This window comes from Pseudomonas sp. BP8 (assembly GCF_017875955.1).
In the GTDB taxonomy this organism is placed as follows: domain Bacteria; phylum Pseudomonadota; class Gammaproteobacteria; order Pseudomonadales; family Pseudomonadaceae; genus Aquipseudomonas.
Genome location: NZ_JAGINK010000001.1, coordinates 3,714,192 through 3,739,291, shown reverse-complemented (window position 1 = coordinate 3,739,291; position 25,100 = coordinate 3,714,192). Strand labels below are relative to the sequence as shown.

Annotated in this window: 23 protein-coding genes; 21 read left to right on the top strand and 2 right to left on the bottom strand. The window is 61.7% G+C overall.

The window, feature by feature from the left end; all coding sequences use genetic code 11:
• Positions 1-86 precede the first annotated feature (86 nt).
• Together hisN and J3B00_RS16460 are read left to right on the top strand one after the other, a co-directional pair.
• A complete protein-coding gene (hisN, locus tag J3B00_RS16465) occupies positions 87-878 on the top strand; it encodes a histidinol-phosphatase (RefSeq protein WP_209868790.1) in 792 nt (263 codons plus the stop codon).
• Between the two features lie 104 nt (positions 879-982).
• A complete protein-coding gene (locus J3B00_RS16460) occupies positions 983-1,714 on the top strand; it encodes a hypothetical protein (protein WP_209868788.1) in 732 nt (243 codons plus the stop codon).
• A gap of 70 nt (positions 1,715-1,784) precedes the next feature.
• Here J3B00_RS16460 and J3B00_RS16455 read toward each other — a convergent pair whose 3' ends face one another.
• Positions 1,785-2,669: an alpha/beta hydrolase gene (locus tag J3B00_RS16455; RefSeq protein WP_209868786.1), complete on the bottom strand. Its 885-nt coding sequence runs from the start codon at positions 2,667-2,669 to the stop codon at positions 1,785-1,787.
• A gap of 456 nt (positions 2,670-3,125) precedes the next feature.
• On the opposite strand from J3B00_RS16455, the gene J3B00_RS16450 reads away from it, so the two are divergent.
• The 17 genes from J3B00_RS16450 (at position 3,126) to J3B00_RS16370 (ending at position 21,268) form a co-directional block, all read left to right on the top strand.
• The gene (locus tag J3B00_RS16450; RefSeq protein ID WP_209868784.1) at positions 3,126-4,286 is read left to right on the top strand and encodes a glycine betaine/L-proline ABC transporter ATP-binding protein; all 1,161 of its coding nucleotides are present in this window, start codon (positions 3,126-3,128) and stop codon (positions 4,284-4,286) included.
• 33 nt (positions 4,287-4,319) lie between these two features.
• Complete coding sequence (gene proW / locus J3B00_RS16445) at positions 4,320-5,270, top strand: glycine betaine/L-proline ABC transporter permease ProW (RefSeq protein ID WP_209868782.1); 951 nt, start codon at positions 4,320-4,322, stop codon at positions 5,268-5,270.
• A gap of 58 nt (positions 5,271-5,328) precedes the next feature.
• Positions 5,329-6,357, top strand: coding sequence for a glycine betaine/L-proline ABC transporter substrate-binding protein ProX (proX, locus tag J3B00_RS16440; protein WP_209868780.1), 1,029 nt, complete (start codon positions 5,329-5,331; stop codon positions 6,355-6,357).
• Between the two features lie 60 nt (positions 6,358-6,417).
• A complete protein-coding gene (locus J3B00_RS16435) occupies positions 6,418-7,473 on the top strand; it encodes a helix-turn-helix domain-containing protein (RefSeq protein WP_209868778.1) in 1,056 nt (351 codons plus the stop codon).
• A gap of 282 nt (positions 7,474-7,755) precedes the next feature.
• Positions 7,756-8,712: an AraC family transcriptional regulator gene (locus J3B00_RS16430; RefSeq protein WP_209868776.1), complete on the top strand. Its 957-nt coding sequence runs from the start codon at positions 7,756-7,758 to the stop codon at positions 8,710-8,712.
• 236 nt (positions 8,713-8,948) lie between these two features.
• Positions 8,949-10,307, top strand: coding sequence for a benzoate 1,2-dioxygenase large subunit (gene benA, locus J3B00_RS16425; RefSeq protein WP_209868773.1), 1,359 nt, complete (start codon positions 8,949-8,951; stop codon positions 10,305-10,307).
• Positions 10,304-10,792 carry a benzoate 1,2-dioxygenase small subunit gene (gene benB, locus J3B00_RS16420; RefSeq protein ID WP_209868771.1) on the top strand — a complete coding sequence of 163 codons (489 nt, stop codon included), beginning with the start codon at positions 10,304-10,306 and terminating at the stop codon, positions 10,790-10,792. Before benA ends, benB begins: the two co-directional genes overlap by 4 nt.
• 73 nt (positions 10,793-10,865) lie before the next feature.
• Positions 10,866-11,876, top strand: coding sequence for a benzoate 1,2-dioxygenase electron transfer component BenC (gene benC, locus J3B00_RS16415; RefSeq protein ID WP_209868769.1), 1,011 nt, complete (start codon positions 10,866-10,868; stop codon positions 11,874-11,876).
• Positions 11,877-12,079: 203 nt separating this feature from the next.
• On the top strand, positions 12,080-12,841 hold the full coding sequence (locus J3B00_RS16410) for a 1,6-dihydroxycyclohexa-2,4-diene-1-carboxylate dehydrogenase (RefSeq protein WP_209868767.1): 762 nt from the start codon (positions 12,080-12,082) through the stop codon (positions 12,839-12,841).
• A 54-nt stretch (positions 12,842-12,895) separates the two neighbouring features.
• Positions 12,896-14,224 (top strand): MFS transporter, encoded by a 1,329-nt coding sequence (locus J3B00_RS16405; RefSeq protein WP_209868765.1) that lies wholly within the window; start codon positions 12,896-12,898, stop codon positions 14,222-14,224.
• 31 nt (positions 14,225-14,255) lie between these two features.
• Positions 14,256-15,377, top strand: coding sequence for a muconate cycloisomerase family protein (locus J3B00_RS16400; protein WP_209868763.1), 1,122 nt, complete (start codon positions 14,256-14,258; stop codon positions 15,375-15,377).
• A 28-nt stretch (positions 15,378-15,405) separates the two neighbouring features.
• Entirely contained in the window at positions 15,406-15,696 is a 291-nt protein-coding gene (catC, locus tag J3B00_RS16395) for a muconolactone Delta-isomerase (protein WP_209868761.1), read from the top strand.
• A gap of 40 nt (positions 15,697-15,736) precedes the next feature.
• Positions 15,737-16,663, top strand: a complete 927-nt coding sequence (gene catA / locus J3B00_RS16390) for a catechol 1,2-dioxygenase (protein WP_209868758.1) — start codon at positions 15,737-15,739, stop codon at positions 16,661-16,663.
• A 187-nt stretch (positions 16,664-16,850) separates the two neighbouring features.
• The gene (locus J3B00_RS16385) at positions 16,851-18,050 is read left to right on the top strand and encodes a benzoate/H(+) symporter BenE family transporter (RefSeq protein ID WP_209868756.1); all 1,200 of its coding nucleotides are present in this window, start codon (positions 16,851-16,853) and stop codon (positions 18,048-18,050) included.
• A 72-nt stretch (positions 18,051-18,122) separates the two neighbouring features.
• On the top strand, positions 18,123-19,373 hold the full coding sequence (locus J3B00_RS16380; protein WP_209868754.1) for an OprD family porin: 1,251 nt from the start codon (positions 18,123-18,125) through the stop codon (positions 19,371-19,373).
• A 102-nt stretch (positions 19,374-19,475) separates the two neighbouring features.
• On the top strand, positions 19,476-20,564 hold the full coding sequence (locus J3B00_RS16375; RefSeq protein ID WP_209868752.1) for a metal-dependent hydrolase: 1,089 nt from the start codon (positions 19,476-19,478) through the stop codon (positions 20,562-20,564).
• Between the two features lie 2 nt (positions 20,565-20,566).
• Positions 20,567-21,268, top strand: a complete 702-nt coding sequence (locus J3B00_RS16370; protein ID WP_209868749.1) for a TraX family protein — start codon at positions 20,567-20,569, stop codon at positions 21,266-21,268.
• A 30-nt stretch (positions 21,269-21,298) separates the two neighbouring features.
• On the opposite strand, the gene J3B00_RS16365 is transcribed toward J3B00_RS16370, so the two are convergent.
• The gene (locus J3B00_RS16365; protein WP_209868747.1) at positions 21,299-22,306 is read right to left on the bottom strand and encodes an aldo/keto reductase; all 1,008 of its coding nucleotides are present in this window, start codon (positions 22,304-22,306) and stop codon (positions 21,299-21,301) included.
• Positions 22,307-23,060: 754 nt separating this feature from the next.
• Here J3B00_RS16365 and J3B00_RS16360 point away from each other — a divergent pair.
• Entirely contained in the window at positions 23,061-24,122 is a 1,062-nt protein-coding gene (locus tag J3B00_RS16360; RefSeq protein WP_209868745.1) for a SagB family peptide dehydrogenase, read from the top strand.
• A 15-nt stretch (positions 24,123-24,137) separates the two neighbouring features.
• Positions 24,138-25,064, top strand: coding sequence for a diiron oxygenase (locus tag J3B00_RS16355; RefSeq protein ID WP_209868742.1), 927 nt, complete (start codon positions 24,138-24,140; stop codon positions 25,062-25,064).
• Positions 25,065-25,100 lie beyond the last annotated feature (36 nt).

Genomic DNA, 25,100 nt, shown 5'->3' with positions numbered 1-25,100 from the left:
GCCTTTGCGCGAAGGGTGTTCTCGACGCCATCCACTGATGCGCTCGGGTATGATGCCTGCCCCATCACTCCAAGAGGCCTGCTGCCATGTCCCTGAGCGCTGAACAGATCAGCGAATTCCGTGTATTCGCTGAACAATTGGCCGATGCCGCCGCGGTGGCGATCAAACCGTATTTTCGCGCCAGCCTGGATGTCGAGGACAAGGGTGGCCGGCTCTACGACCCGGTGACCGTGGCCGACAAGGCCGCAGAAGACGCCATGCGTGGGTTGATCGAAGCGCGCTACCCCGAGCACGGTATTCTCGGTGAGGAACAGGGCGTGGCCATTGGCAGCAGCCCGCTGACCTGGGTGCTTGATCCGATTGACGGCACCCGCGCGTTCATTACCGGGCTGCCCCTGTGGGGCACCTTGATCGCCCTCAATGACGGTCAGCGGCCGGTCGTTGGGGTGATGAACCAGCCGTTTACCGGCGAGCGTTTCGTCGGCACGCCGCAAGGCGCCTGGTTGGGTGACGCGCCATTGAAGACCCGCGCGTGCGCCGACCTGGCCTCGGCGACCTTGATGTGCACCACGCCGGACATGTTCGACACGGCCGAACGCAAGGCTGCGTTCGAAACGGTGGCCGGCGAAGCCCGACTGATGCGTTATGGCGGCGACTGCTATGCCTATTGCATGCTGGCGTCCGGCTTTGTCGATGTGATCGTCGAGGCGAGCCTGCAGCCCTATGACGTGCAGGCGTTGATGCCGATCATTGAGGGCGCGGGTGGGGTGATCACTGCCTGGGATGGTAGCTCGGCGCAACAGGGTGGCTGTGTGGTGGCGTGCGGTGATCCGGCGTTGCATGCGCAGATGGTGGAGCGGCTGCGTCACGCCATGTAAGGCCGATTGGGCGTCGGCATCGCACTTTTTCCGATTCCGGCGCTCTATGTCTGGTCAGGCTGGGTCGATTGGCGCCCCGGTCGTTGATCTCAGACCCGGTGCCAATGCTTGCCCCAGCCTTACGACCTTGCTCCCGCCTGCTTCTGGCAGGCGCCCTGATCGCCCTGTGCGCATGCACCCAGCAGCAGGGCCGCGATATCGTCAATCAGTTTGGTGAGGGCAAGCCCAGCGAACTGTTCCAGACCAGCGTCGACCGCATGGCCAGCCTGGCGATGCGTGACAACCTGCAGAGCCTGTACCGCTTGATGAACAAGTTGTACCTGCGCAATCCCAATCAGTGGAAACAGTCCGGCTACCTGGATGCAGCCACGGCCGAGCGGCAGATCCGCCTGGCCATCGAGCAGCGTCAACCGTTGGCCCAGCTCAGCGACCGGCGCGATCTGGCGGCCTTGAGTTATGCCTTGAGCCCTGAGTTTCGTGGGGATCGCGTCGGGGCCTTCATCTATGCCATCGGCAGCATGATGATCACCGCCCATGGCGGGCGCACCGAGTTCTACATGACCGATGCGATCGACCCGCTGTTCGTCAACAACGCTGCGCGCAATATCGAGAAAGCCACCTGGATGCTCAGCCAGCGCCAGGATGCCAACGGTGTGTTGCTGCTGTTTTCCAACGAAATCTCGGAGGAGGGCAGTAACCTGAGTTTTGCCGTGGAGTTCGGCAAGATCGTGGCGCGGCTGGACCTGCTGGCGCAGATGCTTGATGAGCGATACCGGCGTATTGGCCTGAATTACGCGCAGAGCTTGTTGTTTATCAATTTTTTACCGGTTCAGTGATATCCCCAGGGCCGCTGCGCCGCATTTACGGGCATTGTTTTCTGCGCGACAGCGTAGCGCCCCTTGGCGCTCAGAGCAGCGCCTGAATCGCCTGGCGGTAACGCTGCCCGGCCAAGCGCATGCTGTTGTTATGGGTTGCCCCAGGCACCAGCAGCAAGGTTTTCGGCTCTTGCGCCGCCTCGAACAGCTGCTGGCTGAAACGCGACGGGACATAGCGGTCGTCCTGGCCATGCACGAGCAGCACAGGCATGCCGACGTCCTTGATCTTGTCGATCGAATCGAATTTCTGTGACAGCAGCCAGCGCACCGGCAGGGCAGTATCGGCCACCACCGCGGCGACATCGCCCAGCGAGGTAAAGGTCGACTCCAGGATCAGCCCGCGGGCGGCGGCAGGTGCGCCGACCTGCTGGCCTTGGCGGGCCAGTTCGGCAGCCAGGTCGACCGCCACCGCACCGCCCAGTGAGTGGCCGAAGATCAGCCGTTTGGCGGGGTCTGGCTGCAACTGGGCGAACCGCTCCCAGGCAATCCGCGCGTCTTCGTAGACGGTTGCCTCCGACGGCAGTTCGCCGCGGCTCTGGCCGAACCCGCGGTAGTCCACGGCCAGCACCGAATAGCCCATGGCGTGCAGTTGCTCAATGCGAAACAGCTGCCCGGTCAGGTTCCAGCGTACTCCATGCAGATACAGGATGGCCGGAGCGTCAGCACGTTTTGCCGGCCACCACCAGGCGTGCAGGCTCTGGTTGTCGGTAAAGCTGCGCGGGCGCAGGTCGAGCTCCTGCACCCCAGCCGGCAGGCCGTGGAACCAGCTGGCATTGCCGGGCTCGATGCGGAACACCAGTTCGCGCTCTTTGTGCTGCAGCACGCTGCAGCCGGTGGGCAGGCCGATCAGCAGCACGGTCATGCACAGCCAGGTGAGCCAGCGGCGCTTGAGGTGAATCAGGACAGGAATTGGCATAGGTGGCGTTTTAGCAGAAGCAACGATGGCATTGTCAGAAAAATTCCGAATGGCGGGCCAGGATGATTACAAGCTGTGTCTGTGTCGTAGCGTTTCAGGTCAACCCCTACAGTTTCAGTGAAGTAAGGGCTGAAACCCATGATCTGCCGTTATGTGCTGCCACTGGCGACCGCCTCAACGGGTGGCGGCCGGCTCGTCGATCGATAACCCTGAGTAATGCTTTGCGCCGCACAAATGTCGTTGGACCCTGCACCCGCTGAGGCCTAACGTTGATGCAACGGCCCGGCATTGAGACATCGATGTCGAATAATTTTTAGAGCAGGTTTTTCTGCGCGCCGGGTTGACTCCACGTTCGGATTTGAACGACTGCCAAGCGTACTCGCACTGTCCTCATCGCCATCAAGGCGGGCCGGTGCGAAGTTTGAAATTGGTTATAAAGATAATAAAGAGGGTCGTATGAGCCACGCCGATGAAATTCTCTCGGTAAAAAACATCTTCAAGGTATTTGGTCCCAATCCGGACCTGGCCATGGAGATGCTCCGCAAGGGCGCCGACAAGAATGAGATCTTCAGCAAGACCGGCCACGTCGTGGGCGTGTTCGATGCCAGCTTTTCCGTCAAACGCGGCGAGATCTTCGTCATCATGGGCCTCTCCGGGTCGGGCAAGTCGACCATGGTGCGCTTGTTCAACCGGCTGATCGAGCCCACCTCAGGCAGCATCCACCTCAACGGCCGCGAAATCACCGGCCTGTCCGACAAAGAACTGCTCGACGTGCGCCGCAAGGAAATGGGCATGGTGTTCCAGTCGTTCGCCCTGATGCCGCACATGAGCGTGCTGCAGAACACCGCATTCGGCCTGGAGATCGCCGGGGTTGCCGAGCAGGAGCGCAACCGCAGGGCGTGTGAAGCCCTCAGCCAGGTTGGCCTCGCCGGCCATGAACACAGCTATCCTCACCAGCTTTCTGGCGGCATGCAGCAACGGGTCGGCCTGGCCCGGGCGCTGGCCAACGACCCGACCATCCTGTTGATGGACGAAGCGTTTTCCGCCCTCGACCCGCTGATTCGCAGCGAAATGCAGGGCGAGTTGATCCGCCTGCAGGCCGAGCAGCAACGCACCATCATCTTTATTTCCCACGATATCGAAGAAGCCATTCGCATCGGCCATCGCATCGCGATCATGGAAGGTGGCCGCGTGGTGCAGATCGGCACCCCGCAAGAGCTGATCAACCAGCCGGCCAACGACTACGTGCGCACGTTCTTCAAGGCGTTCGACAGCTCGCGGGTACTCAAGGCCGGCGATGTGGCGCAGTTCGATCCGCACGTGGTTTGCCGGGTCAACGGCAAGGCACCCAGCTTCAGCGCCGGTGTGCCATTTGGCTACCTGGTCGACGAGCGCGGGCAACTGCTTGGCGTGGTCGACACCGATGCCGACGGCGTCGCTGCACCTGAGCGCTACAGCCTGCATGAACGCCAGCCGGTGTATGTCGACACTCCTTTGCACGACGTGCTGGACATCGCCGCCACGCTGCCGTACCCGGTGCCGGTGCTCGACCGTGACGGTGCATTCAAGGGCACCGTGTCGAAGAACCAGCTGCTGCAGACCCTGAGCCGCCACTAAGCGTCCGCGCGCCCCTTGCCGAGGTAAGCCACGATGTCCGAATTCAGTCTTCTCGACCCGTTCCAGTCCGCCACCATTCCGCTGGGTGAGTGGGTGGAAGCCACCCTCAATTTTCTGGTGCATAACTTCCGTGATGTGTTCCGCGCCATTCGCTGGCCGATCGACCAGGTGCTCAATGGCATCGAGTTCATTCTGCAGAGCATCCCGCCGAGCATTGGCATCATCTTGTCGTCGTTGCTGGGCTGGCAGCTGGCTGGCAAACGCATGGCGGTCCTGTGCTTCGTCACCCTGACCCTGCTCGGCCTGATCGGCGTCTGGTCAGAGTCGATGACTACCCTGGCCCTGGTACTGACCTCGGTGTTCTTCTGCGCGGTGATCGGCATACCGCTGGGAATCGCCTGCGCCCGCAGCAATCGCCTTGAGCAGGTGGTGCGGCCGGTACTCGACGCCATGCAGACCCTGCCGGCCTTCGTCTACCTGGTGCCGGTGGTAATGCTGTTCGGCATCGGTAACGTGCCCGGCGTTTTGGTAACCATCGTCTTCGCCTTGCCGCCCCTGGTGCGCCTGACCAACTTGGGTATCCGTCAGGTGCCGGAAGACAAGATCGAAGCCGCACGGGCCTTTGGTTGCACCCCAGGGCAGATGCTTACCCGCGTGCAGTTGCCGCTGGCCACCTCGACCATCATGGCCGGCCTCAACCAGACCCTGATGCTGTCGCTGTCGATGGTGGTCATCGCCTCAATGATCTCGGTGGGCGGCCTCGGCCAGATGGTCCTGCGTGGCATTGGTCGGCTGGACATGGGCTTGGCCACGGTTGGCGGCATGGGCCTGGTGTTGCTGGCGATCTTCCTCGACCGCCTGACCCAGGCCATGGGCGCGCGGACCAACGCTGATCCGAGCGTGCGCTGGTATCACACCGGCCCGGTTGGCGGGATTCTGCGCCTGTTCGGCGCAGGGCAAGCAGGGCGGCGCAAGACTGCCTGAACCTGACACATTGAAACTGCCGCACTTGAACATAAAAACCAGAAGAAGGTACGCGACGATGTCCGAATTCCCGTTCTCCCGCAGCATCCTGCACTGTGCCACCGCGCTGACCCTGGTCGCCGCCGCGATGTGCGCCAACGCGTCCGCCGACAAGCCCGGCGAGGGCGTCAAGGTGACGCCGATCTTCCCGTCCATCGCCGAGGAACGCTTCCGCGGTGAAGTCGCCATGGAGGGCCTGAGCGAGCTGGGCTACAAGGTCCAGGAGCCGAAAGAGACCGAGTACGGGGTGATGATGGTGGCCCTGGCCAACGGCGACGCCGACTTCACCGTGCATTTGTGGGACAAGCTGCACGACAAGTTCTACCAGCAAGCGGGCGGTGATGATGTGATGGTCAAGGCCGGCGACATCATGCCCGGCGTGCTGCAGGGCTACCTGATCGACAAGAAGACCGCCGAAGCCCACAACATCAAGTACATCACCGACCTGCAAAAGCCCGAGATCGCCAAGCTGTTCGACACCGACGGCGACGGCAAGGCCAACCTGACCGGATGCAACCCCGGCTGGGGCTGCGAGCTGGTCATCGCCCACCACATCAAAGCCTATGACCTGGACAAGACCGTGCACGTTGACCAGGGCTCGTACTTTGCGCTGATGGCCGACACCATCACCCGTTACAAGGAAGGCAAGCCGATCTTGTACTTCACCTGGGTACCGCAGTGGATCTCCACGGTACTGGTCGAAGACAAGGATGTGGTCTGGCTGGAAGTACCCAAGACCGACCTGCCTGACGGCAACGATAACGTCGACACGATGTACAAGGGCAAGAACCTCGGCTTTGCCGTGGACAAGGTCGAGGCGGTGCTGAACAAAGAGTTCGCCGAGGAAAACCCGGCGGCCACCAAGTTCCTCTCGCTGATGCAGATCACCACGGCCGACGAGAGCGCGCAGAACCTCAAGATGCAACAAGGTGAGAAGAAGCCTGCCGATATCAAGCGGCACGCCAAGGAATGGGTTGCTGCGCATCGCCAGCAGTTCGACGAGTGGCTGAAGGCGTCCCGCGCCGCTGCGACGCAAGCGAGCAAGTAAGCCTTTCTCTCCTACCCGCCCCGGCGCTGCCGGGGCTCTGGCTGCCGGTGAGTTGAGCCAATGAGTCATTTTCAAAGCGTGCTGAAGAACACCAACCTGGCCCACCTCGACCCCAAAGGACGCACCCCGCTGGCGATGCCCTGTCGGCGGGTGGCGTTTGTTTTGCGCGAGCACTTTTCCATGATGGCCTTCACCGCCGCCATGGACACCTTGGTGACGGCCAACCTGATGAGTGCGACGCCGCTGTTCCAGATTCAGGTGGTGGGCGAGGGCGCCCAGGTGATGAGCGACCTGGGCATCGCCTTGCCGGTCAATACCCCGCTCGCCGAGCTGGAGGGGCAAGGGCTGGATGTACTGCTGGTGTGCGGCGGATTTCGCGTGCGCCTGGACAGCAGCCCGCTGTTGCGCGCCAGGCTACGTCACGCCGACCAACACGGGGCGTTGCTCGGCGGCCTGTGGAACGGCGCCTACTTCCTGGCCGAGGCCGGCTTGCTCAATGACCATGAGTGCGCGTTTCACCCCGATGGCCGGGCCATGATGACCGAGCTGTTTGCGCAGGTGCGGGTCAGCCGCCAGGCGTACGTACTGGACCGTCGGCGGATGACCTGCGCAGGGGCCAGCAGCGCCCTGGACATGATGCTTGGCCTACTCGAGCACAGTGGTGGCGAAGGCTTGCGCCGCGCTGTCGAGCAGATGCTGGCCTGCGACCGCTCGCGGGTCTTGAGTGGTCTGCCGGTGGCCGCGCCGGACATCGATCCGAGCTTGCCGCGCGCGGTACGCCTGGCGCTGGAACTGATGCACGCCAATATCGAAGATCCGATTGGTATCGATGAGATTGCCGTGCATGCCGGCTTGTCGCGGCGTCATCTGGAACGCCTGTTCCGTCGCCATGTGCAGGCAACGCCACCGCGGTATTACCTGGAGCTGCGCCTGACTCATGCGCGGCAGTTGCTGCAGCACACCAGCAAGTCGCTGACAGAGGTGGCGGTAGCCAGCGGGTTTGTCAGTTTTCCCCATTTCTACCGGCGTTTTCGCGAGTTGTTTGCCGTCGCGCCGCGGCAGTTCCGCGCACGCAGCCAGGGCTGGGCGGCGCGTCAGGAGCTGGCAATGCACTGAGCGCCAGGGCGGCAGAGACCTGCCGGGGCGCATTTCCTAAAGGGGGTGTTCGTTAATCGCACAACCGCCACGCTGCTGATGTCCGCTATCCGCCCGCGCTTTACTTAGGTCTGATTGCTCAACCCCCGCCTTTTGCTTAGTGTGTAGCCAACCCACCGGTTGTCACCTGCCCCTGTATTGGCCAACCGGCCGCCTTAGAATGACCGTGAACGACCGCAACCACGGGCCTAGTGCTCAGTAGGAAGCGGCGCCCAGAACAATAACAAGCCGAGTGTGTTGCCTATGGAAAGCCGCCTGTTGAGCGAGCGCAGCAGCATTTTTCACCATGCTGATCCTTATGCCGTCTCTGAGTACGTCAATCGGCATGTCGGCCAGCACTGCATCGGTCTGTCGCGCACCACCCATCCCCAGGCCAGCCTCAGCCACCGCAAGTTTGCCGAACTGGACCTGTGCCGGATCAGCTACGGCGGGAGCGTGCGCGTCACTTCGCCGGCGCTGGAGAGCATCTACCACCTGCAAGTCCTGCTCAATGGCAACTGCCTGTGGCGCGGGCCGCAGCGCGAGCACCATCTGGTGCCGGGCGAGTTGCTGCTGATCAACCCGGATGATCCGGTCGACCTGACCTACTCGCAAGACTGCGAAAAATTCATTCTCAAGGTGCCGACACTGCTGCTCGATTCCATCTGCGATGAGCAGCGTTGGTACCGCCCCAGTGGCGGTGTGCGCTTTTTGCGCAACCATTACCGGCTGGAGGAGCTCGATGGCTTCGTCAACCTGCTGGCGATGGTCTGCCATGAAGCAGAGGTGAGTGATTCGTTACCCCGCGTACAGGGGCATTACAGCCAGATCGTTGCGAGCAAGCTGTTGACCCTGATGAGCACCAATGTCCGTCGTGAGAGCCTCGGCGCCCCCGGGGCCAGCCTTGAGCGGATCCTCGACTATATCGAGCGCAACCTGAAGCTGGAGCTGCCGGCCGAGACGCTGGCAGAGCAGGCTTGCATGAGTGTGCGCTCGTTCTATGCCTTGTTTGATCGGCAACTGGGCACCACGCCCAAGCAGTACGTGCGCCAGCGCAAGCTGGAGCGGGTGCATGCGTGTTTGCTGGATCCGAGTTGTTCGGTACGCAGCGTGACCGAGCTGGCCATGGATTATGGCTTCATGCACCTGGGGCGGTTTGCCGACAGCTATCGCCAACAGTTTGGTGAGTTGCCTTCCGAGACGTTCAAGCGCCGTCATTGACTGGATTGCCTGTGCCGGCCTCTTCGCGGGGCAAGCCCGCTCCTACAGCGGGGGCGAAAACCCTGTAGGAGCGGGCTTGCCCCGCGAACACCGGCGCAGCCGGTGCCATGCATCACCCTCAGCCATGTGCGCGCCCTGCACAAAACGGATAGCACTCTGCACGATCCGGATATCCCGTCACACCCCCGCCACATAACCTGACCTGGCCTGAACAATAACAATTGGAGACCCTGGCCATGTCCCTGGGATTCGACTACCTCAATGCCATGCTCGAGGACGACCGGGAATCCGGCGTCTACCGCTGCAAGCGGGAAATGTTCACTGACCCGCGCCTGTTCGACCTCGAAATGAAACACATCTTCGAAGGCAACTGGATCTACCTGGCCCACGAAAGCCAGATTCCCGAAAACAACGACTTCCTGTCGCTGACCATGGGCCGTCAGCCGGTCTTCATTGCACGCAACAAGGACGGCCAGCTCAACGCCTTCCTCAATGCCTGCAGCCATCGCGGGGCGATGCTCTGCCGGCACAAGCGCGGCAACCGTTCCAGCTACACCTGCCCGTTCCACGGCTGGACCTTCAACAACAGCGGCAAGCTGCTCAAGGTCAAAGACCCGAGCAACGCCGGCTACCCCGACAGCTTCAACTGCGATGGCTCGCATGACCTGACCAAGGTCGCGCGTTTCGAGTCCTACCGCGGCTTCCTCTTCGGTAGCCTCAACGCCGACGTCAAACCGCTGGTCGAGCACCTCGGCGAGTCGGCGAAGATCATCGACATGATCGTCGACCAGTCGCCGCAAGGCCTGGAAGTGCTGCGCGGCTCCAGCTCCTACATCTACGAAGGCAACTGGAAACTCACCGCCGAGAACGGCGCCGACGGCTATCACGTCAGCTCCGTGCACTGGAATTACGCCGCCACCCAGAACCAGCGCAAGCAGCGGGAAAGTGGCGACGAGATCAAGACCATGAGCGCTGGCGCGTGGGCCAAGCAGGGCGGTGGTTTCTATTCGTTCGATCATGGTCACCTGCTGCTCTGGACCCGCTGGGCCAACCCTGAAGATCGGCCTGCCTACGAGCGCCGCGAGCAGCTGGCCGCCGATTTCGGCCAGGCCCGCGCCGACTGGATGATCGAGAACTCGCGCAACCTGTGCCTGTACCCGAACGTCTACCTGATGGACCAGTTCAGTTCGCAGATCCGTATCGCCCGGCCGATCTCGGTGAACAAGACCGAAATCACCATCTACTGCATCGCGCCCAAGGGCGAGAGCAGCGATGCCCGCGCCAAGCGCATTCGCCAGTACGAAGACTTCTTCAATGTCAGCGGCATGGCCACCCCGGACGACCTCGAGGAGTTCCGCTCGTGCCAGACCGGCTACGGCGGCGGCACCGGCTGGAACGACATGTCGCGCGGTGCCCAGCACTGGGTCGAGGGTGCCGACGAGGCGGCCCGGGAAATCCAGCTGGAGCCGCTCTTGTCTGGTGTGCGCACCGAAGACGAAGGGCTGTTCGTCCTGCAGCACAAGTACTGGCAGGAAACCATGCTCAAGGCGCTGGCCGATGAGCCGCAGTTGATCCCTGTGGAGGCCGTGCGATGAGCGATCTCTATGCCACCGTACGCGACTTCCTCTACCGCGAGGCACGCTACCTGGACGACGCTGAATGGGATCAGTGGCTGGAACTGTACGCCGCCGATGCCACGTTCTGGATGCCGTCCTGGGACGACAATGACCAGCTTACCGAAGACCCGCAGAGCGAGATCTCGCTGATTTGGTACGGCAACCGCGGTGGGCTGGAAGACCGTGTGTTCCGGATCAAGACCGAGCGCTCCAGCGCCACCGTGCCAGACACCCGTACCTCCCACAACATCAGCAATATCGAGATCGTCGAACAAGGCGATGGCCACTGCCTGGTGCGCTTCAACTGGCACACCCTGAGCTTTCGCTACAAGACCACCGACAGTTACTTCGGCAGCAGTTTCTACACCCTCGATTTGCGCGGCGAGCAGCCGCTGATCAGGGCCAAGAAAGTGGTGCTGAAGAACGATTACGTTCGCCAGGTCATCGACATCTACCACATCTGACCACAGGTCACGGCGAGCGCCGTTCGGTGTGCCCCCAGGCGCGCCGCGGCCGGGCTCGCCTGCGAGGTGCAACATGAGCTTCCAGATCGCACTCAATTTCGAAGACGGGGTGACCCGCTTCATCCAGGCCGATGGCCACGAAACCGTTGCCGACGCCGCCTACCGGCAGGGTATCAATATCCCGCTGGACTGCCGTGACGGCGCCTGCGGCACCTGCAAATGCAAGGCCGAGGCCGGGCGTTACGACCTGGGCGACAACTTCATCGAGGATGCCTTGAGCGAAGAGGAAATCGCCCAGGGTTACGTGCTGACCTGCCAGATGCGCGCCGAGTCCGACTGCGTGGTACGCATCCCGGCCTCGTCACAATTGTGCAAGACCGAACAGGCCAGCTTCGAGGCGGCCATCAGCGATGTTCGGCAACTGTCTGAAAGCACCATCGCCCTGTCGATCAAGGGCGAATCGTTGAGCAGTTTGGCGTTTTTGCCGGGCCAGTACGTCAACCTCAAGGTGCCCGGCAGCGAACAGACGCGCGCCTATTCGTTCAGCTCGCTGGCCAAGGATGGCGAGGTCAGCTTCCTGATCCGCAACGTGCCGGGCGGGCTGATGAGCAGCTTTTTGACCAGCCTGGCCAAAGCCGGCGACAGCATGAGCCTGGCCGGTCCGCTGGGCAGCTTTTACCTGCGGCCGATCCAGCGGCCATTGCTGCTGCTGGCTGGGGGTACCGGGTTGGCGCCGTTCACGGCAATGCTGGAGAAGATCGCCGATGCCGGTAGCGAGCACCCGCTGCACCTGATCTACGGGGTCACCAACGACTTCGACCTGGTCGAGTTGGACCGCCTGCAGGCACTGGCGGCGCGTATTCCCCACTTCACCTACAGCGCCTGCGTGGCCAACCCGGACAGCCAGTACCCGCAGAAGGGCTACGTGACCCAGCACATCGAACCGCGCCACCTCAACCACGGTGACGTCGACGTGTACCTGTGCGGGCCGCCGCCGATGGTCGAGGCGGTCAGCCTGTACATCCGCGAGCAGGGGATCACCCCGGCCAACTTCTACTACGAGAAGTTCGCAGCTGCGGCCTGAGTTTTCTCTGGGGCTGCCCGCATCGTGCGGGTGGGGGTGGCCTCTTTTTACTTTCGAATGCTGTGGCTTGGTCATCGCAGGACCTTGTAGGAGCGGGCTTGACCCGCGAATGCGTCAGCAGGGATCAGCCGCGTTGTCAGGGCCATCGCTTTCGCGGGGCAAGCCCGCTCCTACAGGGGCGGTGGGCTATCGGAGAGATGAGTATGAGCAACAGATTCCAAGGCAAGGTCGCCCTGGTCACCGGCGCCGCGCAAGGCATCGGCCGTGGCGTGTGCTTCCGGCTCAAGGCCGAGGGCGCGATGGTGGTGGCGGTGGACCGCTCCGAGCTGGTCCATGAACTGGCCGGGGAGGGCGTGCTGACCCTCATCGCCGACCTCGAACAACACAGCGAATGCGCACGGGTCATGGCCAGTGCGGTAGAGACGTTCGGTCGCCTCGACATCCTCGTCAACAACGTCGGCGGCACCATCTGGGCCAAGCCCTTCGAGCACTACCAGGTCGAGCAGATCGAAGCCGAAGTACGCCGTTCGCTGTTCCCGACCCTGTGGTGCTGCCACGCCGCGCTGCCGTACATGCTCGAGCGCGGTGCCGGCGCCATCGTCAACGTTTCTTCAATCGCCACGCGTGGGGTCAACCGCGTGCCGTACGGCGCCGCCAAGGGTGGAGTCAACGCGCTCACCGCGTGCCTTGCCTTCGAAACCGCAGGGCGCGGTATCCGGGTCAACGCCACCGCTCCAGGCGGCACCGAAGCGCCACCGCGGCGTATCGCGCGTAACCAGGATGAACAGAGCCCAGTAGAAAAAGCCTGGTACCAGCAGATCGTCGACCAGACCCTCGACAGCAGCCTGATGAAACGCTACGGCAGCATTGACGAACAAGTGGCCGCGATCCTCTTCCTGGCCTCCGACGAGGCCTCTTACATCACCGGCGTAACCCTGCCAGTAGGCGGCGGCGACCTCGGCTGAAGGCTGCCCCGGCAAGCGTTACCTCTCACAACAAAAACAACAGAGACAGATGCCATGCGAACCCTCGACGTTCACCCGATCATCGATAACGCCCGATTCTCATCGTTCCACTGGATGGTCATGGCCTGGTGTGGCCTGCTGCTGGTGTTCGACGGCTACGACCTGTTCATCTACGGCGTGGTCTTGCCGGTGATCATGAAGGAATGGGGCCTGACGCCCCTGCAAGCCGGCGCGCTGGGCAGCTATGCGCTGTTCGGCATGATGTTCGGCGCCCTGGTGTTCGGCAGTCTGGCCGACCGCATCGGGCGCAAGAAGGGCATCGCCATCTGTTTCGCACTGTTTTCCGGCGCAACCATTCTCAATGGCTTCGCCAGCACGCCGAGTGAGTTCGGTATCTATCGGTTCATTGCCGGGCTCGGCTGCGGTGGGCTGATGCCCAATGCCGTGGCATTGATGAACGAGTACGCACCCAAGCGCCTGCGTAGCACGCTGGTAGCGATCATGTTCAGCGGTTACTCGCTGGGCGGCATGCTCTCGGCCGGGGTGGGTATCTTCCTGCTGCCGCGCTTCGGCTGGGAGTCGATGTTCTTTGCCGCCGCACTGCCGCTGCTGCTGTTGCCGGTGATCCTCTATTACCTGCCTGAATCGATCGGCTTCCTGGTGCGCCAGGGGCGTACCGAGGAAGCGCGCACGTTGCTCAAGCGCCTGGACCCAACGTGCGATGTGCAGGCGGATGACGTGCTCCAGGCGAGTGATCGCAAAGGCAAAGGCGCCTCGGTGCTGGAGCTGTTCCGCGATGGCCTGGCGGTCCGCACGCTGGCGCTGTGGCTGGCGTTTTTCTGCTGCTTGTTGATGGTCTACGCGCTGAGCTCGTGGCTGCCAAAACTGATGGCCAACGCCGGCTACAGCCTGGGTTCGAGCCTGTCGTTCCTGTTGGCGCTGAATTTTGGCGGCATGGCCGGGGCAATTCTCGGCGGCTGGCTGGGTGATCGTTACAACCTGGTCAAGGTCAAGGTCGCCTTTTTCATCGCCGCGGCGGTGTCGATCAGCCTGCTCGGGGTGAACAGTCCGATGCCGGTGTTGTACCTGCTGATTTTCATTGCCGGGGCCACCACCATCGGCACGCAGATCCTGCTCTATGCCGGCGCAGCCCAGCTGTACGGCCTGTCGGTGCGCTCCACCGGCCTCGGCTGGGCCTCGGGGATTGGCCGCAATGGCGCCATCGTCGGCCCGTTGCTGGGCGGTGCGCTGATGGGCATCAACCTGCCGCTGCAACTCAATTTCATCGCCTTTGCCATCCCCGGCGCCGTTGCTGCGCTGGCCATGGCCGTGCACCTGCTGAGCAGCCGGCGGCACGGTCTGACCACGGCGGCACAGGCCTGACTCTTTCGACTGACGCAACTGGAGCCCTTGCATGACAAGCCCACTTATCGAACGGTTGGAGGCGATCATCGTCGACCTGCCGACCATCCGCCCGCACAAGCTGGCGATGCACACGATGCAACAGCAGACCCTGGTGGTGCTGCGCTTGCGCTGCAGCGACGGCGTCGAGGGCATCGGCGAGGCCACCACCATCGGTGGCCTGGCGTACGGCTACGAGAGCCCGGAAGGGATCAAGGCCAACATCGATGCGCACCTGGCGCCGGCGCTGATCGGCATGGCGGCCGACAACATCAACGCTGCCATGCTCAAGCTGGACAAACTGGCCAAGGGCAACACCTTTGCCAAGTCCGGCATCGAGAGCGCACTGCTCGACGCCCAGGGCAAGCGCCTGGGCCTGGCGGTCAGCGAACTGCTCGGCGGCCGGGTGCGCGACAGCCTCGACGTCGCCTGGACCCTGGCCAGCGGCGACACCGCACGCGATATCGCCGAGGCCGAGCACATGCTGGAAATCCGTCGTCATCGGCTGTTCAAGCTGAAAATCGGCGCCAATCCGCTGGAGCAGGACCTCACGCACGTAATAGCCATCAAGCGTGAGCTGGGCGACCGCGCCAGCGTGCGCGTCGACGTCAACCAGTATTGGGACGAGTCGCAGGCCCTGCGTGCCTGCCAGGTGCTGGGCGACAACGGCATCGACCTGATCGAGCAGCCGATCTCGCGGATCAACCGCAGCGGGCAAGTGCGCCTCAACCAACGCAGCCCGGCGCCGATCATGGCCGATGAGTCGATCGAGAGCGTCGAGGATGCCTTCAGCCTGGCCGCCGACGGCGCCGCCAGCATCTTTGCCCTGAAGATCGCCAAGAACGGCGGCCCGCGTGCCGTGCTGCGCACCGCGCAAATCGCCGAAGCCGCCGGCATCGCCCTGTACGGCGGAACCATGCTCGAAGGCGCGATCGGCACCCTGGCTTCGGCCCATGCGTTCTTGACCCTGCGCCAACTGACCTGGGGCACCGAGCTGTTCGGCCCGCTGCTGCTGACCGAGGAGATCGTCACCGAGGCCCCGCGTTACCACGACTTCCAGCTGCATGTGCCGCGCACTCCGGGGCTGGGCCTGACCCTCGACGAGACGCGCCTGGCGCGTTTCGCCCGCCGCTGAAACCGACTCAACGCACAGGAGAGACACCATGCTGTTCCACGTGAAGATGACCGTGAAACTGCCGGCCGACATGGACCCGGCCAAGGCCACCCAGCTCAAGGCCGACGAGAAGGAACTGGCCCAGCGCCTGCAACGCGACGGCACTTGGCGGCACCTGTGGCGCATCGCCGGGCACTACGCCAACTACAGCGTGTTCGACGTGCCCAGTGTCGAGGCGCTGCACGACACCCTGATGCAACTGCCGCTGTTCCCCTACATGGACATCGAAGTGGCCGGCCTGTGCCGCCATCCCTCGTCGGTGCATAGCGACGACCGCTGATCACCATCGACTCGCACAAGAACAATAGAGGTACGCAATCATGACCGTGAAGATTTCCCAGACTGCCGACATTCAAGCGTTCTTCGAACAAGCCGCAGGGTTCGGCAATGACGAGGGCAGTCCGCGCCTCAAACGCATCGTCCAGCGCGTGCTGCAAGATACCGCCAAGCTGATCGAAGACCTGGACATCAGCGAAGACGAGTTCTGGCATGCCGTCGACTACCTCAACCGCCTGGGCGGACGCGGTGAGGCCGGGTTGCTGGTGGCGGGGCTGGGTATCGAGCATTTCCTCGACCTGCTGCAGGACGCCAAGGACGCCGAAGTCGGCCTGACTGGCGGTACCCCAAGGACCATCGAAGGCCCGCTTTACGTGGCCGGGGCGCCGCTTGCTGAGGGTCAGGTGCGGATGGATGACGCCAGCGAGGAGGGCGTCGCGACGGTGATGTTCCTTGAGGGGCAGGTGCGCGGGCCCGACGGCAAGCCGTTGGCCGGGGCGACGGTTGACCTGTGGCATGCCAATACCCGTGGCACCTACTCGTTCTTTGACCAGAGCCAGTCCGAGTACAACCTGCGTCGGCGCATCGTTACCGATGCCGAGGGTTTCTACCGCGCACGTTCGATCGTGCCCTCGGGCTACGGCTGCGACCCGCAGGGACCGACCCAGGAATGCCTGGACCTGCTCGGCCGGCATGGCCAGCGCCCGGCGCATGTGCACTTCTTCATCTCCGCGCCGGGGCATCGGCACCTGACTACGCAGATCAACCTGTCTGGCGACAAGTACCTGTGGGATGACTTTGCCTACGCCACGCGTGACGGGCTGGTGGGCGAGGTGGTGTTCCGCGAAGACGGTGCACGCGGGGTGGCGGGGCGTTATGCCGAGCTGAAGTTCGACTTCCAGTTGCAGCAGGCACCAGACACCGAGGCAGAGCAGCGCAGTGCACGGCCGCGGGCGTTGCAGGAGGCTTGAACCGGCTGGGGCCGCTTTGCGGCCCTTTCGCGACACGAGCTCCCATAAGCCCCGCGCAGACCTGAGGCATGCGCGGTCTCTGTGGGAGCGGCCTTGTGTCGCGAATCGAGGGCAAAGCCCTCGCCCGCTACAACACAACTACCCGCGCCGGACACCAAGCCCGGCCCGATGTCTTGCGAGAGGTCCCATGAAAGACCTGTTCAAGGATTGCTCTCTGTCCGCCATTGTCGCCGGCCTGATCGCGACGATGATTTCCTACGCCGGCCCGCTGGTGATCATTTTTCATGCCGCCGAAGCCGCGCAACTTTCTCATGGCCAATTGTCGTCGTGGGTCTGGGCGGTCTCCATGGGCAGCGCCGTGCTGGGCGCAGCCCTGACCCTGCGTTACCGGGTGCCGGTCGTGATCGCCTGGTCGATCCCAGGTTCGGCCTTGCTGGTCACCGCACTGCCGCAAATCGGCCTGGAACAGGCGGTCGGCGCCTACCTGGTGGCTAACCTGGTGCTGCTGCTGATCGGCATCAGCGGTGCCTTCGATCACCTGATTGCACGCCTGCCAGGCTCGATCGCCGCTGGCATGCAGGCGGGGATCCTGTTCAGCTTTGGCACCGAAGTGTTCCGCGCCTTGCCGGTACAGCCGCTTCTGGTACTGGCAATGTTCGTCACGTATGTCCTGATGCGCCGCGTGCAGCCGCGCTACGCCGTGGCCGCAGTGCTTTGTGTGGGCGCCGCGATCACCGTGCTCAGCGGGCAATTGCGCAGCGAAGCGCTGGTGCTCGAGCTGGCCTCGCCACAGTGGATCGCACCGCAGTTCAGCCTGGCCGCGATGTTCAGCCTGGCCCTGCCGATGGTGCTGGTGGCCCTGACCGGGCAGTTCATGCCGGGCATGGCGGTGCTGCGCAGCGCCGGCTACACGACGCCTGCCAGCCCGTTGATCAGTGCCAGTGCAGTGGGCGGCGCCTTGCTCGCGCCGTTCGGTTGCCACGGGCTCAACCTGGCAGCGGTCACCGCCAGCCTGTGCACTGGCCGTGAGGCCCATGAAGACCCACGCCGGCGTTACATCGCGGCGCTGTCGGGCAGCGCCCTGTACCTGCTGCTGGGCATCGCCGGGGCAACCCTGATGTCACTGTTCGCGGCGTTTCCGGCCGCACTGATCGCCGCGTTGGCCGGCCTTGCCCTGTACGGGGCGATCAGTGAGGCACTGGCGCGCAGCCTGGCCGAGCCGCAGGAGCGTGATGCCGGCCTGTTCACCTTTCTGGTGACCGCTTCGGGGGTGTCTTTTCTCGGCCTGTCGGCGGCGTTCTGGGGCCTGTTGTTCGGCCTTGGCGCCCATGCACTGTTGCGCCTGCGTCGTCCACAACCACGCACGGCCCTGCGCCGCGCACCCTGAATCGGCTTAGCCGCCATTCAGGTTGTCTTGCCAACGCTTTACCCATAAAAACAAGATCAAGAGAGCTTCGTCATGAATCACACCCCTTGTGTCGCCCTGGGCATTACCTTGCTCAGCCAACCGCTGCTGGCCGCCGAAAGCGGATTCTTCGAGGACGCCAAGGCCAGCCTGAGCGCCCGCAACTACTACTTCAGCCGTGACTTCTCGGACATTGTCGGCGCCAATCAGCAATCCAAGGCAGAGGAGTGGGCCCAGGGATTCATCCTCGACTTCAAGTCTGGTTACACCCCGGGCACCGTTGGCTTTGGCGTGGATGCGCTGGGGCTGCTGGGCATACGTCTGGACAGCAGCCCGGATCGGGTCAACAGCGGTCTGCTGCCGGTACACAGTGATGGCCGCGCTGCGGGCGAATACAGCCGCCTGGCACCCACGTTCAAAGCCCGTGTGTCGAAGACCGAGCTGCGTATTGGCGAGCTGCAGCCCAACCTGCCAGTGCTGACGTTCAGTGATATCCGCCTGCTGCCGCCAACCTACCAGGGGGCCAGCATCAGCTCGGCCGAGTTCAACGGCCTGACACTGCAAGCGGGCCATCTGTCGTCGACCCATCTGCGTAACGAAGGTGGCGATGACAAGCTCAATGCAATGCTGGGTCATGTACCGATGCGCCAAGCCGCGAGCGATGCGTTCAACTTTGTCGGCGGCGATTATGCCTTCAATGCCAACCAGAGCAGTGCCAGCCTGTGGTACGGGCAGCTGGAAGATATCTACGAGCAAGGCTTTATCGGCCTCAAGCACAGCAAACCGGTGGGGGACTGGGTGCTCAGCGCCAACCTTGGCTATTTCACGGCGCGCGAGGACGGGGATGCATTGCTCGGCAGGATCGACAACCAGGCATTTTTCTCGCTGCTGACGGCAAGGCAGGGCGGCCACAGCTTTCATGTGGGGTATCAGGGGATTTATGGCGACAGCCCATTCCCGCGGGTATTTGCCAACATCACGCCATTGGGCAACGAGGTGCCGACCTACGAGTTTGCCTACACCGACGAGCGCTCCTATCAAGTGCGCTACGACTACAATTTCGCGGCCATGGGCGTTCCAGGGTTGACTGCGACTGTGCGCTACATAACCGGTAACAATGTCGACACCGGGCTTGGCTACGAAGGCAAGGACCGCGAGCGGGATCTGGATATTGGTTATGCGGTGCAGGGCGGGGTGTTCAAGGGGCTGGGAATTCGCGTGCGCAACGCCATGGCGCGCTCGAACTATCGCAGCGATATCGACGAGAATCGGCTGATTCTGGTGTACACCTGGCAGTTGTTCTGACGCTGCGGGGCTCGTCGGGGGGGCAATACGCCAACCCCTGATTTGCACTGCAACGGCTGATAAGGGTAGCGTGCCCAGACTCACTCTCTGGAACCCTCTCCCTTGGACTCAATCACCCAAGCCGTCCTCGGTGCTGCCCTTCAGGGCACCGTGCTGGGGCGCATCCAGGGCCGCCGTTCATTGCTTTACGGCGCCGCCCTCGGCACCCTGCCTGACCTCGACGTGATCATCCGCTACGCCGATCCGGTGTCGTCGATGACCTACCACCGCGGCTTCTCTCACTCCATCTTCGTCCTTACCGGCGTGGCCTTGCTGCTCGCCTGGCTGGTGGCCTGGCTCGGGCAGAGGCGCTGGCCGGACAAGGGCTACACCTGGCCGAGGCTGTTTCTGGCTTTCTGGCTGGTGCTGATCACCCATCCCGTGCTCGATGCCTTCACGGTCTACGGCACGCAGTTGTTCTGGCCACTGCCCTTGACTCCAGAAAGCTGGGCAGCGGTGTTCATCATCGACCCGGTCTACACCCTGCCATTACTGGCTTCGGTGATCTTTGCGCTGATCAAGGGCATGACCGGCAGGGCAATACCGCTGATGAGCGCAGCCCTGCTGTTCAGCACCGCCTACCTGGGGTTCGGCCTGGGTAGCCGGATGGTGGCGGAGGATCGCTTGCAAGCCGCACTGGACCAGCAGGGTATCGCCGTCAGTGAAGTTCGCGCCGTGCCCATTGCCTTCAATAGCCTGGTCTGGCGGGTGATGGCAAAAACCGCCGACGGCTATTACTACGAGGGCGTCAGCAGTCTGTTTGATCATCAGCCGCCAGAAATGCTCCGCCAGTCGCTCAACCTCGAGCTGGCGAAACCGCTGGCGAGCGCTGCGTTGCATGAGCGCCTGCGCTGGTTTACCGGAGACTGGCTGCGCTATGACGTGGTCGGCGATGCGCTGGTGGTGACTGATCTGCGCATGGGCATCCCCGGCAACTATACCTTCCGTTTCCAGATGGCCAGCCGCGACGGGCAAGGGCAGTGGATTGTCGGTACTCCCAGCGCCTGGTCCGGTACTGCAGCCAACTCGATGTTCAATATGCATGACCTGGGCTTGATCTGGCAGCGCATCCTTGACCAACAGCCGCCGCTACCGCTGGCCGAGTGGACCGCAAAGTACTTGCACCAGCGCTCAGCCGAGACCCGGCACTGAGCATGCGCTCGGCCGGTCAGGACCTGGTCAAGTGGCTGGCGATCGTGACCATGGTCGCCGACCACTTGCGGTTTCTGTGGCCGAGCGCGGACGGTCTGTTCATTGTCGGTCGCCTGGCCTTTCCGCTGTTTTGTCTGGCGCTTGCCTTGAACGTACGGCGTAGCGCCCCCGACGTGTGGCCCGGGCCCGGCAGTGGCCGTTACCTGGGCTGGCTGGTGGTGTTCTCGCTACTTTCCGAAGGGCCGTATCGCTGGCTCGATAACGGCTCGCAGACGCTCAACGTGATCCCGACCCTGGTCCTCGGCCTGCTGGTCGCCTGGGGCGTGCATCACCGCCAACGGCCAGCGCGCGCGCTCGCGGTGGCGGCGGGCGTGGCTGCAGCGCTGTTCGCTGATCATTTGATGTATGGCCTGCCGGGGGTGCTGCTGCCGGCGGCGATCGTGTTGGCTCTGCATCGTGGTCGTGGGGCCTGGTTGCTGCCATGCCTGCTGGCGGTGGCGGGTAACCTGACTAACAGTTGGTTGCGTGAGCACCCGCTGCAGCCGTTCGCCCTGATGGTCCTGCTTACCGCTGCGATGGCCATTCCCCTGGGGCTGCAGGTGGCGCGTCAGCAGCACCGGTGGGTGCCGCGTGCAGGACGCTGGGGCTATGCGTTCTATCCGTTGCACCTGCTGGTGATCAAGGGCTTGCAAGGGCTGAACTAAAGGGCCCTGTAGCAGCGAGCCAAGGCTGACTCAGCGTGCGATGCGCCCGGTGACGAAATGCCCTACATCATTGAACCCGGGCGTCGACGCATGCCCCGGCGTCACCAGTGAATCAATGTACGCTTCGTCCTCAGCGCTGACCTTCACCTGCAGGGCTCCCGCATAGGTATCCCACTGCGCCTCGGTCCGCGGTCCGACGATGGCCGAACTGACCAGCCGGTTGTTCAGCACCCAGGCAATGGCAAACTCGACGATGCCCACGCCTTTGGCCTCGGTGTACGCCTGAATCTTGCGGGCAATGGCCAGCGACTCTTGGCGCCACTCCACCTCCAGGATGCGCTTGTCCTGACGCCCGGCCCGGCTGCCAGCATCCGGCTCGGCACCCGGCGCGTACTTGCCGCTCAACACGCCGCGGGCCAACGGGCTGAATGGCACCACGCCCAGGCCGTGGTAAGCCGCGGCGGTCAGTTGCTCGGGTTCCGCCTGGCGGTTGACGATGTTGTACAGCGGCTGGCTTACCACCGGCTTGGGCACGCCAAGGCGTTCGGCCACGTTGCAGATCTCGGCGATGCGCCAGCCACGGAAGTTGGACACCCCCCAGTAACGGATCTTGCCCTGTTGGAGCAGGTCGCCGATCGCCCGCACGGTCTCGTCCAGAGGTGTCTTGTGGTCCTCGCGGTGCAGGTAGTAGATGTCCAGGTAGTCGGTTCCCATGCGCGACAGGGTTGCCTCGATGGCATTGAACAGGTGTTTGCGCGACAGCCCACTGCGGTTCGGCAGGCCGTCCGCCGGACCAAAGCCGCCCTTGGAGGCGACGATCCAGTCTTGCCGATGGCGGGCCACCGCCTCACCGACAACCTCCTCCGAACGCCCGCTGTTGTAAACGTCGGCGGTGTCGACGAAATTGATGCCCTGGTCCCAGGCCTTGTCGATGATGCGCAGCGAATCTTCGGTGCTGGTCTGCTCACCGAACATCATGCTGCCGAGGGTGAGGGCGGATACCTGAAGGCCGCTTTGGCCGAGGGGGCGGTAGAGCATGCGGAAGGTCCTTTGCGTGCTGGAGGGGATTGGACTTTTGTACACAGGTCGCTCGGGATTTGAAAGTGGCTGGCCGATTACCCGCGTCAAGGCAGCTAGTTGCATGCTGGTTGATCTGTTTGCTGCCTTGAGATCGAGCGCCAGCCGTGCGGAGCATCGCGGATAAATAGTATCGACGCACCGCAGCCCCTAAATTTGTTGCACCGCGTCGTCCTTGAAAGACCGATTTTTTAGTACGGCGACGATCGCAGTCTACCTCTTAAGCCCCCTCCGAACTGTCGCTGTGTGAAGAGGTTGGTAACATCTCTTTCACACGCCATTGAACGTGCCACAAATGTAGTAGTGGCGGTGCGGCGATAGTGCTCTCTCGCGATGTGGCGTGCGGGCAGAACTCGAAAGTCGCCAAAAAAATCAAGGGTATGCAAGTGGTCGCCTTTTAGAGCGGAGGCGCAACTGGATAGCTTAAATAGCCGGCGTTAAACACACTGTTTATCTTTTGCCCTAAGCATGGATTTTTCCTTCTTGTATGTGGGAAGTTTCTTACCCTGTATTTGCTTGTGGTGTCACCTCCGCTGGACAATACTGGAGGTGTCGCAATTCAGCGGCATTCGAGGAGAATAGAAATGAAAGAAGTTAAACTTGAATCCACCATGATCGCCAATCTCGCTCACCTTGTGAAGCGTACTTAACTCACTGCACTAACCGCTGAGGCGCAGAGCCGGCCTGCGCCTTAGTCAAACGCAGAGTGTGCATTATGATAAATAATAATTTCTTTATTTTGATCGGTGAGAGCGGCCTGATTGTTTGGGATTACGATGCTCATCGACAGTATGAGTTGAGCGAGAAATATGCGACTCGGTTGATTGAGATTCTGTACGGAAACAAGGGTGTGGACCTGCAGAATTCCATTGATCGCGATTATGTAGGATTAAAAGTTTTCAGTTTATCAAAGCGTTCAGTTACTCCGGGCTGGGGGTGGGATATTCTTTCTCGAATATTTCACCAAGGTACTCGTAATATTCCTTCGGATAACACGCCCGACAGCGAGCAAGCTTGGGCGGAGTGCTATATAGCCCATTGCGATGAAGTCTGGCGTCGGCCCTCGCCGTACGAGAACCACACTCGGTACAAGGGCAAGGGAATTTCCTTGAAATCCATTCAAGCTGTGACAGGGTTAGAGGAAGTCTTGGAGCGCCGTCAGACAGTCAGAAATTTTCTCGATCAAGCTGTCGATCTTGAAGTGGTCACTAAGCTACTTCACTACACACTGGGTTTTTTAGCGTCACGCCGGGCCTGCGAGAATAGTGGACTGCCAGCGAATCTGAGTTATCGGCGCGCGAGTCCGTCCGGTGGAGGACTTAATGCGACGGAGGGCTACCTCTATGCCAATAACATCACCGGCCTTGAACGGGGTATTTATTACTACGATCCATATCATCACACTTTACATCTGCATGAGGGGGCGCTGCCTGAACTGGGGAGTTTGCTATCAGGGCAACATTTTGCCAATGATTTACCCATGGGGATATTTCTCTGCTCCCGGTTTGATAAGCTCTGGTGGAAATATCCACATTCCCGCGCTTATCGCATGGCATTTATAGAGGTCGGGCATGTCGCGCAGACCTTTCAGCTTGCGGCTACCGACCAAGGATTGCAGACATGGCTAACGGGTGCAATCAATGAAGACAGGGTCGATCCTCTATTAAGAGTTGCATCCTCACCGGAAAGTGTTCTTTTTTTTGTGGGTGCAGGGCACAGTTGCGGGTCTATCACCCCAGCTTCGCTAGTCAATATTTTGATTGAGCCGCGGACCTGAGAGGGGTATCTCACGATGGAGAGGAAACTTAACCGAGGCGAACAGCTATTTCGTAATTGGCACACCACCAGTGCTGTTCGCTCTCGCCCCGACGATTATCACTTGACGACTGAAGACCTTGCTGACCCTGTTCCCGATCGCTGGTTCCCACCCGCATTAAATGCTGCCTTAGCGCTTGAAGAAATTCAGCGGCAACCTTCGGCGAGACGCTTGATTATTCATGTGAGTCATCTGGTTCACTTTCTTGACTACACAACTGAGCTTGAGCTCACTGTCGTCAACAACGCTATAGCTTTGATGACGCATGGCGGGATCTCACAAAATTTTACACGCTCTGATCACAGAGCCGCATTGATGCTCTATACCGATGAAGGTTATCACGCTTTGTTTTCAAGGCAAATCGCCGATCAGGTTGCCGAGCATTACTGTCTTGAACGTACTCAGCCGATGCGAGCTGCGCGCCTGCACCAATATATTGCTCAAGCTCCAGTGAACTTTCGCGAAATCACTGAGTTCTTGATCGCCTTCGTGTCAGAAACCATTATTACTAAGGAGCTTTCAATGCTGACCCGAGAGCAGTTGGTTAGCCCCATATTCAACATGCTGCGTGATCACTTGAACGATGAAGGTCGTCACTCAATTTTTTTTGCAGGCTGCTTTGCCAGAATCATACCTAAGCTAAATGCAACCGAAAAATTGTACGTTGCCCAAGCCCTATGCGAAATCATTCCCATTTTCTGCCGACCTGATGCCCTGTTTTTACAAAACGTCCTTAGTGATGAGCCTGAACTCTGCAAGGATATTTTGGCAGCACTCGAATGTACTGCTTCTGCACGAGGTCCGTCCGTTGCGTCCTTTACCTTACACGCAATACAGCGAACTGATCTTCTCGCGAATGCACACCACCGGCGCTTATTCAGGGAAGTAGGACTGATCCCTTGATCATTTCTTCTATACGAAGCTTCCAACGCCTGATTA